Origin of the sequence: Mucilaginibacter sp. NFX135, assembly GCF_048565145.1 — a bacterium.
GTDB lineage: Bacteria > Bacteroidota > Bacteroidia > Sphingobacteriales > Sphingobacteriaceae > Mucilaginibacter.
In genome coordinates, this window is the sequence record NZ_CP183412.1 from 5,646,688 (window position 1) to 5,662,799 (window position 16,112).

General features: G+C 41.6%; 11 protein-coding genes. 2 read left to right on the forward strand and 9 right to left on the reverse strand.

Annotated features, from left to right (window positions below; all coding sequences use genetic code 11):
• The first annotated feature begins 50 nt into the window (after nt 1-50).
• Nucleotides 51-1,229, forward strand: a complete 1,179-nt coding sequence (locus ACNURT_RS23560) for a glycosyltransferase family 87 protein (RefSeq protein ID WP_419699738.1) — start codon at nt 51-53, stop codon at nt 1,227-1,229.
• 7 nt (nt 1,230-1,236) lie between these two features.
• Here ACNURT_RS23560 and ACNURT_RS23565 read toward each other — a convergent pair whose 3' ends face one another.
• The 3 genes from ACNURT_RS23565 to ACNURT_RS23575 form a co-directional block, all read right to left on the reverse strand.
• Nucleotides 1,237-4,362 (reverse strand): PAS domain S-box protein, encoded by a 3,126-nt coding sequence (locus tag ACNURT_RS23565; RefSeq protein WP_419699739.1) that lies wholly within the window; start codon nt 4,360-4,362, stop codon nt 1,237-1,239.
• 3 nt (nt 4,363-4,365) lie between these two features.
• Nucleotides 4,366-5,652: a serine hydroxymethyltransferase gene (glyA, locus tag ACNURT_RS23570; protein ID WP_419699740.1), complete on the reverse strand. Its 1,287-nt coding sequence runs from the start codon at nt 5,650-5,652 to the stop codon at nt 4,366-4,368.
• A 167-nt stretch (nt 5,653-5,819) separates the two neighbouring features.
• Nucleotides 5,820-6,566 carry a segregation and condensation protein A gene (locus ACNURT_RS23575; protein ID WP_419699741.1) on the reverse strand — a complete coding sequence of 249 codons (747 nt, stop codon included), beginning with the start codon at nt 6,564-6,566 and terminating at the stop codon, nt 5,820-5,822.
• 206 nt (nt 6,567-6,772) lie between these two features.
• On the opposite strand from ACNURT_RS23575, the gene dxs reads away from it, so the two are divergent.
• A complete protein-coding gene (dxs, locus tag ACNURT_RS23580) occupies nt 6,773-8,704 on the forward strand; it encodes a 1-deoxy-D-xylulose-5-phosphate synthase (protein ID WP_419702141.1) in 1,932 nt (643 codons plus the stop codon).
• A gap of 78 nt (nt 8,705-8,782) precedes the next feature.
• Here dxs and ACNURT_RS23585 read toward each other — a convergent pair whose 3' ends face one another.
• The 6 genes from ACNURT_RS23585 to ACNURT_RS23610 form a co-directional block, all read right to left on the reverse strand.
• Nucleotides 8,783-10,369, reverse strand: coding sequence for a gliding motility protein RemB (locus ACNURT_RS23585; RefSeq protein ID WP_419699742.1), 1,587 nt, complete (start codon nt 10,367-10,369; stop codon nt 8,783-8,785).
• Nucleotides 10,370-10,385: 16 nt separating this feature from the next.
• The gene (gmd, locus tag ACNURT_RS23590) at nt 10,386-11,522 is read right to left on the reverse strand and encodes a GDP-mannose 4,6-dehydratase (RefSeq protein WP_419699743.1); all 1,137 of its coding nucleotides are present in this window, start codon (nt 11,520-11,522) and stop codon (nt 10,386-10,388) included.
• Nucleotides 11,523-11,707: 185 nt separating this feature from the next.
• Nucleotides 11,708-12,271: a DUF3109 family protein gene (locus ACNURT_RS23595; protein ID WP_370996746.1), complete on the reverse strand. Its 564-nt coding sequence runs from the start codon at nt 12,269-12,271 to the stop codon at nt 11,708-11,710.
• 10 nt (nt 12,272-12,281) lie between these two features.
• Nucleotides 12,282-13,058 (reverse strand): DUF3108 domain-containing protein, encoded by a 777-nt coding sequence (locus tag ACNURT_RS23600; protein ID WP_419699744.1) that lies wholly within the window; start codon nt 13,056-13,058, stop codon nt 12,282-12,284.
• 190 nt (nt 13,059-13,248) lie between these two features.
• Nucleotides 13,249-13,764, reverse strand: coding sequence for a DUF2480 family protein (locus tag ACNURT_RS23605; protein WP_419699745.1), 516 nt, complete (start codon nt 13,762-13,764; stop codon nt 13,249-13,251).
• Between the two features lie 189 nt (nt 13,765-13,953).
• Nucleotides 13,954-16,071 carry a SurA N-terminal domain-containing protein gene (locus tag ACNURT_RS23610; RefSeq protein ID WP_419699746.1) on the reverse strand — a complete coding sequence of 706 codons (2,118 nt, stop codon included), beginning with the start codon at nt 16,069-16,071 and terminating at the stop codon, nt 13,954-13,956.
• Nucleotides 16,072-16,112 lie beyond the last annotated feature (41 nt).

Consider the following 16,112-nt stretch of genomic DNA (forward strand, 5'->3'; position numbering starts at 1 on the left):
ATCTTTTTTATCAATACTTTTGTCGATTACAATTATCACAGTTTCCTGCAATGACAAAAAGGTTCCTTTATTTAACCGGGTATCAATGGGTTTGGGTATTATATTTAGCGGTTGCCGCTTATTGCTGGCAATATAAATACTTCAGGCATATTGATAATAACTACCTCATATTCCGTCATGCTTACTATCACGCCAGGGCAGGTGTAAACTTATATTTATTGTACCCGGCAGAATATGCTGATGTGTTTTTATATGGCCCTACATTTACCATATTGGTAGCGCCGTTCGCTATCCCGTCAGAGGCGGTAGGCTTTTTCCTCTGGCAACTCGTTAACGCGCTTGCCTTTCTGCTGGCCGTACATCTCCTCCCCTTTAACAACCGGATAAAAACAGCTATCCTTTTGTTATGTGTTATTGAGTTTTCCAATACCTCGCATTACATGCAGATCAATGCCCTCATTGCGGCCTTGATCATTATAAGCTTTATGCTGGTAAAAAAAGGTAAAGACGAATGGGCTACCCTGTTCATCGTAGCAGGCACTTTAATTAAGTTTTACCCGGTAGTTGGCCTGGCTTTTTTTCTTTTCTCCCGTAACAAATTAAAGTTTATTTCCAGTACCGTAGTATGGGCCGGTGTTTTGTTTGCCCTGCCTATGGTCATTTCCAGTCCTCATTATATTATCCAATCCTATCACGACTGGTTTCATGAGTTAAACCTCAAAAACTCCATGAACGTAAGTTTAACCGGCAGTATTGATTGGTGCATTATGGGGGTGGCACGCCGTTTAACCCAAAACGCGGCCTTACCGAATACCCCTTTCCTGATAGCCGGCGCAATTATTTTTGCTATCCCGCTGTTCCGCTTTAAACAATATAGCTCGCTGAAATTCCAGCTGCAGGTGTTATGTTCGGCCCTGTTGATGGTTGTGCTGTTTAGTACCGGATCTGAGCATCCAACCTACATTATTGCTACAGCTGGCGCCGTAATTTACATCATGATGCAGGATAAGCCTTTTACTACTTTCAATGTTATTATGCTGGTATTACTACTGGTTATTACCGGTTTGGGTCCAAGCGACGCTTTCCCAAGACCTGCCCGCGAGTGGATGAGCAACCTGGCCATGAAAGCCTGGCCCTGCATCATTGTATGGATAAAAATTGCTTATGAACTGATCTTTAATAATTTCCCTGCGGACGAGGAATTTATGATGAATAAACAACGTGCATAAGGGTCTTTTACTGGTGCTGATACCGGCTTAATTTATCGTAAAGAGATTTGGGGTCAAATGGTTTTAATACATAATCGTTCATCCCGGCATTATCTATTTCACCCATCTGGTTGCTCAGCATCGATGCGGTTAAAGCAATGATAGGTAACTTTTGAAAATACGGATCGGGCATAGCGCGTATGATCTGGGTGGCCTCAAGACCACCCATTTGAGGCATATGGATATCCATTAATACCACATTATAATTCCGGTTGTTTTCTATTTTGTGGATAGCTTCAATACCATTTTCGGCAAAATCAGCATTGGCACCCCATTTTTTCAGAATCTTATTGATCAATAACCGGTTTATCTGATTGTCATCAACTACTAAAACATTTATTTTGAGCCCTGTTTCCAAATTGTTGTTATTATTATTCAAATGGGTATTTGTTTTCCTAAACGTTATAGTAAACCAAAAAGTAGAGCCCTTGTTTAGTATGCTATCTACATTTATTCTTGAATCATGTAGTTCAATTAATCTTTTGCTGATAGCTAAACCCAGGCCTGTACCTCCGTATTTGCGTGTAATATCCGGTTCGGCTTGTTTAAACTGTTCAAATATAGTATTCAGTTTTCCCGGGGCAATACCTATACCCGTGTCTGCAACAGAGAATCGGATCCTCACATCCTTATCACTTTCCTGAATTACCTTCAGGTCTGTATTAATTCCGCCTTCGTCTGTAAACTTAAGGGCATTGCTCACCAGGTTCAACAGTATCTGGCATAAGCGGGCTCTGTCGCCTATTACAACCTTGGGTACAGCATCATCAATGCTTTGGCTAAGATAAATATTTTTTTCTTCGGCACGATAACGCATGGAGGTGTTGATACTCTGAATAAGTTCCCTCATATCCACATTTGCCTTCTCCAGCTCAATATTACCTGTTTCTATTTTGGTAAAATCTAGTACATCATTGATCAGTGTCATTAAATTCTCGGCCGAAAATTTGAGGATGCTCAAATTTTCCTTTTGCGATTCCATCGGATCATCTTCGAGCAACAGGTGCGACATGCCAATCACTGCATTAAGCGGTGTGCGTATTTCATGACTCATCACCGATATGAACATGTCTTTAGCACGGCTTAATTGCAAAGCCTCTTCCTTCGCTCTTATCAATTCTATCTCGGCCTTCTTTTTGGCAGTTATATCAATAATTACCTCAATATATTTATCAACGTTACCATCATTTCCAATAATTACCGAATTGATAACCGATATCCACAAAGGTTGCCCGTCTTTACGGTAAATGAGCAGATCTACTTCAAATGATTGCTTATTCCGGGATAATTCGCGCGTTTTTTGGATAATAGATACATCCGTGAGCTCGCCCTTCAGTACATCACCCAAATGGTTTCCGTTTACTTCATTGATCGTATACCCGGTAATATTTTCAAATGCTTTATTTACCCATTCAACCTTTCCATCGTTATTATTTATAACAACCCCGCTTGTAGTATTGCTGGCTACTAACGAAAGTTTTGTAAGCTCCTCCTCACTCTTTTTACGCTCGGCTATATCAACCATGACACCAATCTGACGGTCGACCTTGCCTGCTTCGTTAAATAGCGGACTATTTGATAAAAATACCCAGCATGGGGTATTATCCTTTTTATATATTTTTATCTCGATTTCGTAAGGTCTGTTCTCTTTTACGGCTTTTACCGCGCTTTCAAATACTGTCATATCAGTATCTTCACCCACCAGGGTATTACCCATAATCTTTCCTTCCAGTTCGGCGAATGAATAGCCAATAATATTTTCAAGGGCCTCATTCATCCAGAGCATTTTGCCTTCTGCATCGCGTATAAAAATACCGCTGGGCGATTTTCTGGCTGCAAAAGACAATATCTCTAATTCCTGCTCAATCTTTTTACGGGCAGTAATATCAATAACAATTCTGATGGATTTATCGACCTCTCCATTTTGATTATGAATAACAGAATTGACAACCGTGATCCATATTGGGGTTCCATCTTTTCGATCCATAAGCAGATCTACCTCGTATGATTCTTTCTTTTTTATCGACGCGTCTAATTTTTCAATAGCCGCATTATCAACCGGCTTACCTTTTAAAGTGGCACCAAGGTACTTATTTTCAACATCGGCAAGATTATAACCGGTAATATGTTCAAACGCTTCATTCACCCACACTACTTCATCAGCTGCATTACTGATCACCACACCATTAACAACTTTACTGGCCACCAGTGATAATTGCTTGAGTTCTTTTACAACCTGCTTCTGATAACTTACATCCCTGCCACTGGCAAACCATTTATCGCCTTTAAATGTTGCCGCCCAGCTTAACCATTTAACAGCATGATCAGGGGCAAAAATGGGTGTTTCAAATTCAAATTTATCCTGGCCATTTAAACCCTCCCGTAATTTGTCCAGAAACAGATCCCTTTCCTTCTCCCTGAAGAAATCCCATATCGGCTTTCCGGTTACCTCCTCTACAGTATAGCCTAAAACCTGTTTAACAGACAGGTTGATCCGTTTAATTTTAAAATCGCGATCCAAAATACAATGAATGTCTGGCGAACTGTCAAAAAGATCATGAAACTCTTTATGGATTGCAAGGCTTTCTTCAAGGTCTCTATTTCGTTTGCGCAATAGAAAGTGCGACATTACCTTATCTGCCAGTATCCGCAAAGCATCGCGCTGTTCGGTGCTAAGGATGTGAGGCACAGTATCAACAACGCAAAGCGTACCTAAATGATGCCCATTCGGGTCAATCAAAGGCGCACCAGCATAAAACCGTACATGCTGACTCACAACCTCAATGTTATCCTTAAAGGTTTTATCAAGCAGGGTATCACTTATCTCCAGTATCTGGTCAGTCAGGATAGTACAATTGCAAAAAGCGCCGGCACTGACGATTTCATCAGTACCGGCGCTAAATTTAGACTTAACCCATTGCCTGTCGGCATCAATCAGGGTGATGAAAACAACAGAGGCGTTACATACATAAGATGTAAGGCGGGTAATAGCATCATACTCCTTTTCAGGAGGCGTATCTAAAATATGGTACGACCGCAGGGCCTCTAAACGTTCCTTTTGAGTTATTAAATTTTCCTGCCGTCTTTGGGTCATTAATTATTCCGCGCTGCTTTCTCTGTACAACGGATAGTCGTGCATCAGCTTGTGGACTTTTTTACGTATTTTCTTTAAAGAAGGTTCATTTTCCGGGTCAACAATTACGGCATCTATCAGTTCTACAATGTGTTCCATTTGCTTCTCTTTCATGCCACGGGTGGTTATAGCCGAGGTACCTACACGTATACCAGAAGTAACAAACGGCGACTTATCATCATAAGGCACCATATTTTTGTTTACGGTGATATCGGCAGTTACCAAAGCGTTTTCAGCAGCTTTACCGGTAATGTTTTTATTACGCAGATCAATCAGCATCAAGTGGTTATCTGTACCGCCTGATATGATCTCATAACCACGCTTAACAAAAGCTTCGGCCATAGCCGCGGCATTCTTTTTAACCTGCAGAATATATTTCATATAGCCTTCGCTTAAAGCTTCGCCAAATGCTATCGCTTTTGCAGCGATGATATGCTCCAGCGGGCCGCCTTGCGTACCCGGAAAAACCGCCATATCCAACAATGACGACATCATTCTTACTTCGCCTTTGGGTGTTTTTATGCCAAATGGGTTTTCAAAATCCTTACCTAACAGGATGAGACCGCCACGCGGGCCGCGTAATGTTTTGTGCGTTGTGGTAGTTACAATGTGGCAATGCGGCAGCGGATCTGTTAGTAATCCCCTGGCAATAAGGCCTGCCGGGTGCGATATATCAGCCAGTACCAAAGCACCCACTTTATCGGCTACTTTACGTATAAATTCATAATCCCAATCACGCGAGTAAGCCGAAGCGCCGCAAATGATTAGTTTTGGTTTCTCTTTAAGGGCAACTTTTTCCAGTTGCGCATAATCAACAAGGCCGGTTTCTTTAACCACACCATAAAAATGCGGCTCATATAATTTACCCGAAAAGTTAACCGGTGAGCCATGGGTTAAGTGGCCACCATGTGACAGATCAAATCCTAATATTTTGTCGCCTGGTTGAAGAACTGCCAGCATTACCGCAGCATTGGCCTGAGCGCCTGAATGCGGCTGAACGTTTGCCCACTCGGCATTGAACAGTTGCTTGGCTCTTTCAATAGCAATGGTTTCAATTTCGTCAACTACCTGGCAGCCGCCATAATAACGTTTGCCTGGTAAACCTTCGGCATATTTATTGGTAGCAACAGAACCCGCAGCTTCCATAACCTGACGGCTCACAAAATTCTCAGATGCTATCAGCTCAATACCCTCTTCCTGGCGTTGCTGCTCTTCATCCAATAACTTAAAAATTAATTTGTCTCTTTTCATTATATATAATTAAAACGGCACTGTGTTTATAACGGCGCTAAGTTAGCAAAAATTAGATTTGAGATGTTAGATATGAGATTTGAGATTAAAAAATTAGCTTTTGTAATTAATTAAAAATGAACAACAAACTTTATACATTTCTTGTCTCACATCTCATATCTAACATCTCAAATCTCCCTCGCTGATATCCAGAAATTATTGTATCCCAAACCAATCTGAATATCTATCAGCTCCTGCTGCAGCATTTCTAATACAGCCAAAAAGTTGTAAACAAAGTGTACCTTATTTTCCGAACTTCCCGCAATCGCTTTAAAATCAAGCATTTTATTGATCTTGAGCAAATCGGCAACCGCTTTCTTCTGCTTTTCGATGGTGTATGGGTATTGAACCACGGTGTGCTTTACCTCTTCACTGCGGTTAAGGTAGTTGCGCATTAGCCGTTCATGCACCATCATCAACTTATATAAACTTAACTCCGATAATTCCTCGCCGGGGTGAGTAACCTTTTCTACCTGCTCCAGGTCGTGTTTTATATTACCTCTCTTTTCCTGTTTAAAACGCTCTTCTTCATAAGGGCGTAATTCCTCGCACAGTTCCTTGAATTTTTTATATTCTATCAGTTTCCTGATCAGGTTTTCTTTGGTATCGGCTTCGTCGCCGGCATCATCGGCCTCATAGCGGGGCAATAACATTTTCGCCTTGATACGCATCAGCGTGGCAGCCACAAAAATAAACTCACTGGCCAGCTCCATATTAAGGCTGGTCATCTGGTGTATATAGTTTAAAAAATCATCGGCTATGCGGGCTATGGGGATATCATGGATATCCAGTTCATCCCTTTCAATAAAAAAAAGCAGCAGATCAAACGGACCTTCAAACTGGGGTAATTTTATAGCAAAGCTGTCGTCGATCATATATCTGTTGCAAAAATAAGATTTTTAGTGTCAAGTAGCGAGTATCAAGTATCAAGATACTTCATGCTCACTGATTGGAAAAGAAAAAGTCATGATACTTGATACTCGCTATTTGATACTAACCCCAAACAATAAATACATTTAGATAACCTGTTTTTATAAATAAAATAGCTTACTTTGTAAGTTAAATATTCTTACAAATGTCAATGCAGGTACCAGCCGGGGATTTATTAAAAACAATAAATTATCCATCTGATTTAAAGCGACTTAACGAAAGCGAGCTTGAACAGGTTTGCCAGGAACTGCGCCAGTATATTATTGATGTGGTATCGGTAAATGGCGGCCATTTTGCTGCCAGTTTAGGTGTTGTAGAGTTAACCGTAGCCCTTCAATACGTACTGAACACCCCTTACGATCAATTAGTTTGGGATGTAGGCCACCAGGCTTACGGCCATAAAATACTGACCGGCCGCCGCGACGAATTTCATACCAACCGTGTATATAAGGGCCTGAGTGGTTTTCCAAAACGTTCAGAAAGCGAATACGATACTTTTGGTGTAGGGCACTCCTCTACCTCTATTTCTGTAGCGCTGGGTATGGCTGTGGCCTCGCATTACAAAGGCGAAATCGACAGGCAGCACGTAGCCGTTATTGGAGATGGCGCCATGACCGCGGGAATGGCTTTTGAAGCGCTCAACCACGCCGGTATCGAAAACTCAAATCTGCTGGTGATCCTGAACGACAATAACATGTCTATAGACCCTAATGTGGGCGCGTTAAAGGAATACCTTACAGATATCACCACATCCAAGCCATATAATCGCTTCAGAGACGATATAGCTCATGTGCTGGGCAAATTATCAGCCATAGGACCGGATGCCTTTAAAATAGCGCAGAAGATAGAAAAAAGCATTAAGGGCACGCTGTTAAAACGCAGCAACTTTTTTGAAGCCCTTAAGTTCAGGTACTTTGGCCCTATTGATGGTCATGATGTAAACCACCTGGTAAAGGTTCTGAAAGACCTGCGTGATATACCAGGCCCTAAGTTACTGCATTGTATTACCACCAAAGGTAAGGGTTATGCCCTGGCCGAAAAAGACCAGACCAAGTGGCATGCGCCCGGTTTATTTGACAAAATAACCGGCGAGATCAAGAAAACCAAATACGATAAGCCGCAACCACCTAAATACCAGGATGTGTTTGGGCACAGTATTATTGAGCTGGCAGAGCAAAACCCTAAAATCATGGGTATTACCCCGGCCATGCCTTCGGGATGCTCGCTTAACCTCATGATGAAAGCTATGCCAGCCCGCGCTTTTGACGTTGGTATAGCCGAACAGCACGCGGTAACATTTTCGGCAGGATTGGCTACGCAAGGTTTAGTACCGTTTTGTAATATATACTCCAGCTTTATGCAAAGGGCATATGACCAGGTGATACATGATGTGGCTATTCAAAACCTCAATGTGATATTCTGTTTAGACAGGGCGGGCCTTGTAGGTGCCGACGGGCCAACCCATCATGGCGCTTATGACCTGGCTTTTATGCGCTGCATACCTAATATGACGATATCGGCTCCCATGAACGAAGAAGAGCTGCGTAACCTCATGTATACTGCTCAACAGGAAAATATGGGTCCGTTTGTGATAAGGTACCCTCGTGGTAATGGTGTCATGGTCGACTGGCAACGCCCGTTTAAGGCCATACCTGTTGGTAAAGGCCGCAAAGTTTGCGATGGTGACGAGGTAGCTATCCTATCTATAGGCGCCATCGGTAACGAAGTAGTAAAAGCTACTGCCGAACTGAATACCGAAGGCTATTATCCTGCGCATTATGACCTTCGCTTTGTAAAACCGCTTGACGAAGCTTTACTTCATGAAGTATTTAAGAAATTCAGCAAAGTAATTACGGTTGAGGATGGTTGCCTTGAAGGAGGAATGGGCAGCGCGGTACTGGAATTTATGGCTGATAACGGCTATCAGAATACGCTAGTAAAACGCCTTGGCATACCAGATAAGATCATAGAGCACGGCGAACAACCCGAACTTTGGGCCGAATGCGGTTATGATGCACAACACATTATAACACAGGTTAGAAGTTTAGGCGCTAAACATAATACGCATACTATAGCGTCTTAAGTTCTAAGTCGAAAGTCTTGAGTCTGCGGTCGAGTGTAATTATGACTTCAGGCTCAAGACTTTCGACTTCAGACTTTATTAGTGCGTTTTATAACTTGCTAAATCATTGTAAATGGCCCGGAATGAGCTGCGTATTCCGAAGGTGATCATGCTTGTTTTGTCATGAAACTGGCTGTTCTTTTCAGAACGGTAAAGTCCGCCTAATTCAAAACGCAGATTATATTTAGGGTTTAGCAAATAGGCTACCTTACCTTCCACGTAAATCATATTGGTTGTTAAACCCTGACCGGTGTAGTTACCAAAAGCCCTTGCAGGATCTACATATTGCTGAAAAATATCTTTCCCAAAATTAAGATCATCTGTATCTAAGCCGTAATGTCCATAGTCAAGCTCTCCCGAAAAATCAAATCTTTTATAGGAGTAATTCAACAAACCAACTACTTCACGAAAGTTTGCGCCCCATGGATGCGCTAATGGCTCCCCATTTTCGGCATAGTTAACTATCGAACTCCGTTCTGAGTAGGTATATGGTTTTACGTTATTGGTTTCCAGGAGGTAATTTAATCCGTTTACATTAAACAGGTTTGCTCCTCTAAACCCAAGTTGCCATCCATACTTATTTCGTGAGCTACCATTACTGGAGAAAAAGTTCTTGGCCTCAAATTCATCAAGTGCGAACTGACCATAGGCTGTAACGCCATCTGTAAGCTTATATTTACCAGTAAACCCGATCATAGCATTATCGGGTGATCCGTTTGTCGCCTCAACAGGGCGTAAGAATATAACTGGATTGATATAAGTAAAATCAAAACCACGCGCATGCCCCAAGTCGTCTTTAGCAGGCCAGATAACCGCATCAAAAAAGCCCAGGGAAAGCCGGTTACTTACATTCCAGTCCAGATAATGGAACACGCCATATTTTTTGCGGTCGCCATTATCTACTTTAACCGATAGCGGATCATTAAAGTAGGCCCACATCGCCATATATCTTACGTTACCAAGAGTACCGGTTAGCTTAATAAAAGGATATGGTGAGGCATAATCAGATAAAAGTTCAGAGCGGTAGCCATCACCAATAAAAGTTTTATCCCGCCCGGCGGTTATGTTCAGGTATTTATTGGGTGTGTATGATACCAACGCTGTAATGTACGACCAACGATACTCGTTGCCATAAATACCGGCGTAAGCCTGCCCGGGGGCTATGCCTATTTGGTTGGTATAAGTGGCCAGATAATCAGGCAGTACGGCCCTGTTTTCATAAGCACTCACGTTATAGGATAACTTATTACCAACGGTACCACCCACCTGCAAACCAAGCGAACCTGAATTAGTATTCTTTTTATTGGAAAAATCCCGGCTCAAATTAAAATCCGGTAAAAGATCGGTGTAAAAGGTATAATCTTTCCCCTTTACATCAATCTGGTGCTGGGTAAAAAACTTTCCTTTAAGTCCGCTCAAATTCATTAAGGAATCGTAATGGTGCTTTATCAACGAATCGTCAACAAAAAATGGTTTTAAGGAGCTATGCACCCAGGTTTGGGTAGAATAAACATCGGCATCCAATTTTTGGTAAAACTGATACGAATAAGGTTGATATACTGATTGTGCCTTTACAACCCCGCTCATTAAAAATAATAGTATAACGCCGGTAAATATTTTTTTCATGCAGAATTGATAAATTTTATTCAAAGTAATTAAGCGTTTTAAAACCGCCTTTCTTCAGATAGTCATCCTTTTTAACCAGGTGCAGATCTGATAACACCATATCAGTCACCAGGGCCTGAAGGTCATATTTAGGTTTCCATCCTAATTTTTCAAAAGCCTTTGTGGCGTCCCCAATCAACAGTTCAACCTCCGTTGGTCTAAAATATTTGGCATCAACCTTTACTATAGTTTGCCCAAATTTAAGAGCATCCTTATTTAAACCCAGTTCCGTTACTTTTTGCTCATCAATATCAATAATCACGCCACGCTCATTTTCGTCCTTGCCGCTAAACTCCACTTCGATGCCTAATTCATTGAAGGCCATTTTTATAAAATCACGAACAGTGGTAGTAACACCTGTTGCTATTACAAAATCTTCGGCCTTTTCTTGCTGCAGCATGAGCCACATGGCTTCTATATAGTCTTTGGCATGCCCCCAGTCGCGCTGTGCCGAAAGATTACCCACATACAGGCAATCCTGCAAACCCAGGGCTATTTTTGCAGCTGCGCGGGTAATTTTGCGAGTAACAAAAGTTTCGCCCCTGATAGGGCTTTCATGGTTGAATAAGATGCCGTTACAGGCGTACATTTGATATGCTTCACGGTAATTTACAATGATCCAGTAGCCATATAGTTTTGCCACCGCGTATGGCGAACGGGGATAAAAAGGCGTGGTTTCACTTTGCGGAACAGCCTGCACTAAACCATAAAGTTCGGATGTAGAGGCCTGGTATATCCGTGTTTTTTGGGTGAGGCCCAACAAACGTACTGCTTCCAGGATGCGCAGGGTACCAATACCATCGGCATTGGCGGTATACTCGGGTGTATCAAAACTTACCTTTACATGGCTTTGCGCGGCAAGGTTATATATTTCGTCGGGCTGCACTTCCTGTACTAACCTGATGAGGTTGGTTGAATCGGTCAGGTCGCCGTAATGCAGCTTAAACTTTACGTTGGGCTCGTGCGGGTCATGATAGAGATGATCAATGCGGTCTGTATTAAATAATGACGACCGCCGTTTTACACCATGAACAGTATATCCTTTTTTCAGCAAGAACTCAGCCAGGTATGCCCCATCCTGACCTGTTATACCTGTTATTAAAGCTGTTTTCATAGGCGTTTATCGGATATGACTTATAAGTTACAATATTATCCAAAAACAATGAGAATTAAGATTCCTGGAGCAAGGATTTTTGGAGTAAGGAGCAAAGACAGTAATCATCTATTATCCTTGTTCCAAAAATCTTTTATTCTTTGCTCTAAGAATCCTTGCTCTTTGCTCCAAAAATCTTTGCTCTCTTATATGCCCGATACTTCATTCTCCAGCTCCTGATACCACTCCTTCCCGTATTTGCGTATCAGGGGATCTTTTAAAAATTCATGTACGCGCACTTTAAGCTCATTTCCGAATGAACATGCGGGGCTGCAAATGTTCCAACGATCATAATTCAGCACATCAAACTCGGGGTAGGCGGTAATACGTATGGGATATAAATGGCAGGAGATCGGTTTTTTCCAGCTGACGGCACCTTCTTCATAAGCTTTCTCAATACCACATTTAGTGATGCCATTTTCCCATATCACGTAAGCGCATTCTTTATTTACATCAACACAAGGCGTGGTATAATCGCCTTCAAAATCTTTTACATAAGTGCCTACCTTTTCAATGGTCTTGATCCCCTTCTCGGTAAGGTAAGGTTTCACTTTGGGATATATCTCTTTTAAAATATCAAGCTCATCGGCATTTAAGGGCGCGCCTGAATCACCCTCCAAACAACAGGCGCCTTTGCATTTGTTAAGGTTACAAACAAAGTTCTCTTTCACCACATCCTCGTGCACCAATACATTACCAACCTCAATCATATTCTTTTAATTATTTTTTTATAGGGTTTAACGGATATTTTAAACCGGTAGCGGCCTGAAGATCCATCGTAACACTCCCCAGGATAACCTCCACATGCGCCTTTACAGGTATCCTGTTGCCATCATTTGTTATCCAAAGGTACAACTTACTATCCTTTCTGAAAATACGGCCCGGAATGATTGTTGGATTAAATTTAAGACAGTTGAATTTTCCCATCGAACAACTCACCACTTCGGTACCTACATAAGTGATACCCATGGAGTGAAAACCATCTTCCAGGAAATACTGCAGCTCAAATTTCTCCCCTACTTTCATTTTGGATACATCAATGGTACGGGCAAAATAGTAGGCTGATACAAAATCAAATGTTTGTCCCTTAAATGTAAATACACCCTTATCGGCCGTTACCTTATTATCCTTATGATCAAAGGTCACATTATCGGTATGCTTCCACTTCCCCTCATGCCTGTTCTCGGTATAAAAATAGGGCATTAAGGTATTCTGATCAACGTATGACTCGTACTTATTACGCACCTTGTAAAAAAAGTCAAAGGAGCCTGCTGTTTTGCCCTCCGCTATTAAATGAAATGCCGGCCCATCAAGCTTCTTATCGCTGGCCTCTACCCTGATATCGGCCTCGGCAGCAGTAAATACACCATATTTCATTTTATAGCTTAGCTTTTCACCCACTTTAAAAACAGGTTCGCTGATTTTTGTTAGTTCCTGCGAAAAAACTTTACTACCCGACAAAAGAAATAACAAGATATAGAAAAGGGATTTTTTCATTAGCGCCAATTGCTTTTTATGTCATACACCCACCGACAAATAGTGGCCGAAGATATGACAAAGCTTTACTATAAATGGTTTAATCGCGCTTTTATTGTGTGGGGAATAGTATCAAGTAATTAGTATCAAGTATCATGACATTAAAAAAGGGATTAAATCAAAAGAAATCTTGATACTTGATACTAAAAAATTAGTCTTTTCGCTTATAGATAGGTACGGTTGAGCAGGGCTCACCGAACATGAGGCTTTTTACTATAGGGGTGAGCTTTTTAGTGAGTTCCACATAAGCCGAAACCGGTACTTCAATATCACCGCAACCTTTTAATACAATACGCTGATCGCGATATTGCTCAAAATCGGCTTTGGCTATTTCTTTTTCAAACAATACGGTTTCTAAAACAGCCTCGTCGCCAAAAACAATTTCCCGCGCGTAAGGGGCCATACGGTTAGCTAACAACATATAGGCCCATGCGGGTACAATAGCATCGGCGGTGCAGGTGATACCCACATTTTTACCAGTATATTGTGCCCAGTCATGTTCTTTTATAAATTCCCTGAAATCTTTTTCGCGCAGCATTAAACCGTGGAACAGGTTATCTTTAATATCATAAATAACACGCTCGCCGGCGGGATAAAAAGCAGCAGGATCCAAAGTGACCAGGCCACTCTGTGCTACTTTATTCACTATGTTTTCCTGTATATCCATTTGGAAGCAATTATTGAATTAGTGATTTATTGAATTAGTGATTCCATATCCAGTAATTAACAAAATGGCTGCAAGGTTATCAATCTTGTACCAATGAACTAATGAACCACTGAACAAATGAACCAACAAAAAAAAATCCGGGAACAGCACTCAGACTGATCCCGGATACAAAATTACTTTAAAATTTTATTATAACAGTTTAGCCCTGTTATCTTTTACAATAGCATTATCTTTCAAGGCATCCAGTAGCTGGCCTGCCGCGCGCTGCATCAGTGCCTGGGCTATTTGTTGTTTCTCTCTTACGTTATTGGAAAGTGCCGGAGGATTGGTGAAACCGTCTACAACATAAACATAAACACCCTGCTGACCATTAATTGGTTTAGAAAGTTTGTTAGGCTGTGAACCAAATATAGAACCAATCACTTTATATTCCAATGATGCACCCGGAATAATAGGGTTGGCAAAAACCACGTTTTGAACAGGCACCACTTTAACACCTGCTTTTTGAGCAGCCTGGTCAATGCTTGTAGCTCCCTGGAATTTCTCGGCCAGTTGTTTAGCTTTTACTTCATTGCGTACAGCCGGCTCAATTTGCTTTTTAACGGCATCTAAAGACAATATACCTTTAGGCTTAATTTCGGTTAAGCGGGTAACCACATACTGATCGCCTACAGTAAATACTTTATCGGTGATGTCTCCTTTGTCAGCTTTAAACGCCCATCGTACCAACTCACGAGCATTATCCAAACCTGGTAAACTGGCGGCAACACCTGTAAAGTCTTCAGCTACGCTCTTTTTTAAACCTTCTTTTTTTACTTCCGCGTCAAAGTTATCTTTGGTTAGGTTACCCAAAAACTGTTGCGCGCGGCTATATGCTACCGTTTGTGTTTTGCTGCTCGCGGTTATTGGTTTATCAACAACGGCTACTTTTACAACTTTTACAGATCCTTTCTGATCTTCTACCTGTATCAGGTGCACACCAAATTGCGAAGTAACCACAATCAGGTCGCCTTTGCTTGCTTTAAAGGCAGCATTAGTATATTCCGGAGTGATCTGGCCCTGGCCACCACCCATTGCACCATTTACATCAAATGCTGGTATCTCGCCGCCTTTGGCGCCGCTGCCTTTATCAACAGAGAAAGTTGCGGCCAGATCGGCAAATGATTTACCACCCTGGATCAGTTTTTTGATAGAATCAGCTTTAGCGATCGCTTTTTCAACGCCTCCTTCGGTAGCCGGATTGATTAATATGTGACGGGTTTTTACCGAATCGAAAGTTATTTTTTCATCAGTTAATTTAGCCAGTTTGTAGCTGCCGTTTGATATGTAAGGACCATATACAAAACCTTTGGCCGCGTTAAACATTACCGTATCCAGTTTTGGCTCTAATCCGCCTTTTTTCTGGAAGCTGACAGGTGTTTTTGTTTCAGAATTGATCTGTACAAAAAGCGAATCGTTGGTGCTGGTTTTAAAAGCTTCGGCCAGTTTATCAACCTGTGCCTTTATAGCAAGGCTATCCTCTTTTGAAGGTGCCGCGTTAAAGCTTACGTACTCAAATGAACGTACATCCTGCTGATTCCTGAATTCATTTTTGTGCGCGTTATAGTAGTTGCTATAGTCCTCATCTGTTAAAGTAACTTTAGCATCAGGGATAGAAGCGTAATCCAATGCGGCATATTTAAAGTTCACCAGCTTGTTTTTGGCCTCATAATCATCTTTTGCATCCAGCGAGTTCACATACAAACCATTGGTAACCAAAGCCACGTATTTTGTTACCACTTTCGCCTCAAATAACTGCTCTAAAAATTCGGCCCAGCCTTGTTTTTGCTCAGCACTCACCTGAGGAGATTTCAAATAACTTTTAAACTGCTCCAGTTTACTTCTGTCAAATTGCCCTGTTTGCGGGTTTGTAAACTGACGTGCAATCTGCGGGTCGGGATTATTTCCGCTCACCATAGATGTAGTTTCATCATCGCCTACAACAATCCCAACTTTTTCTGCTTCTTTCTTTAAGAGCATCTGGCCTATTACCTGGTTCCAGGTGTTTTCCTGTACATAACTGGTGATCTGCGGAGAGATAGCCTGTCCTGCTTGTTTAAACTGAGCAGTATTTTGATCCAATCTTTTTTGAAACTCATCCAAAGGCACTTTTTCGCCGTTCACCACAGCCAGTTCATTATTGTCGTCCCTAAAAAAAGAGCCGCCTGACCTTACAACCTCACTTACAATAAAAGCAAGCAGCGCTAAACCAATAAGGATGGCAACAATTTTCCCCATCCGGTCGCGCAAATAACCCATTATACCCATATACTTTTTATAATTATTTTCTCTATAATAATCTGTTCTTT

Coding starts and splice junctions, on each gene's coding strand:
- ACNURT_RS23560 (WP_419699738.1), top strand. CDS start 51: ATGACAAAAAGGTTCCTTTATTTAACCGGGTATCAATGGGTTTGGGTA.
- ACNURT_RS23565 (WP_419699739.1), bottom strand. CDS start 4,362: ATGACCCAAAGACGGCAGGAAAATTTAATAACTCAAAAGGAACGTTTA.
- glyA (WP_419699740.1), bottom strand. CDS start 5,652: ATGAAAAGAGACAAATTAATTTTTAAGTTATTGGATGAAGAGCAGCAA.
- ACNURT_RS23575 (WP_419699741.1), bottom strand. CDS start 6,566: ATGATCGACGACAGCTTTGCTATAAAATTACCCCAGTTTGAAGGTCCG.
- dxs (WP_419702141.1), top strand. CDS start 6,773: ATGCAGGTACCAGCCGGGGATTTATTAAAAACAATAAATTATCCATCT.
- ACNURT_RS23585 (WP_419699742.1), bottom strand. CDS start 10,369: ATGAAAAAAATATTTACCGGCGTTATACTATTATTTTTAATGAGCGGG.
- gmd (WP_419699743.1), bottom strand. CDS start 11,522: ATGAAAACAGCTTTAATAACAGGTATAACAGGTCAGGATGGGGCATAC.
- ACNURT_RS23595 (WP_370996746.1), bottom strand. CDS start 12,271: ATGATTGAGGTTGGTAATGTATTGGTGCACGAGGATGTGGTGAAAGAG.
- ACNURT_RS23600 (WP_419699744.1), bottom strand. CDS start 13,058: ATGAAAAAATCCCTTTTCTATATCTTGTTATTTCTTTTGTCGGGTAGT.
- ACNURT_RS23605 (WP_419699745.1), bottom strand. CDS start 13,764: ATGGATATACAGGAAAACATAGTGAATAAAGTAGCACAGAGTGGCCTG.
- ACNURT_RS23610 (WP_419699746.1), bottom strand. CDS start 16,071: ATGGGTATAATGGGTTATTTGCGCGACCGGATGGGGAAAATTGTTGCC.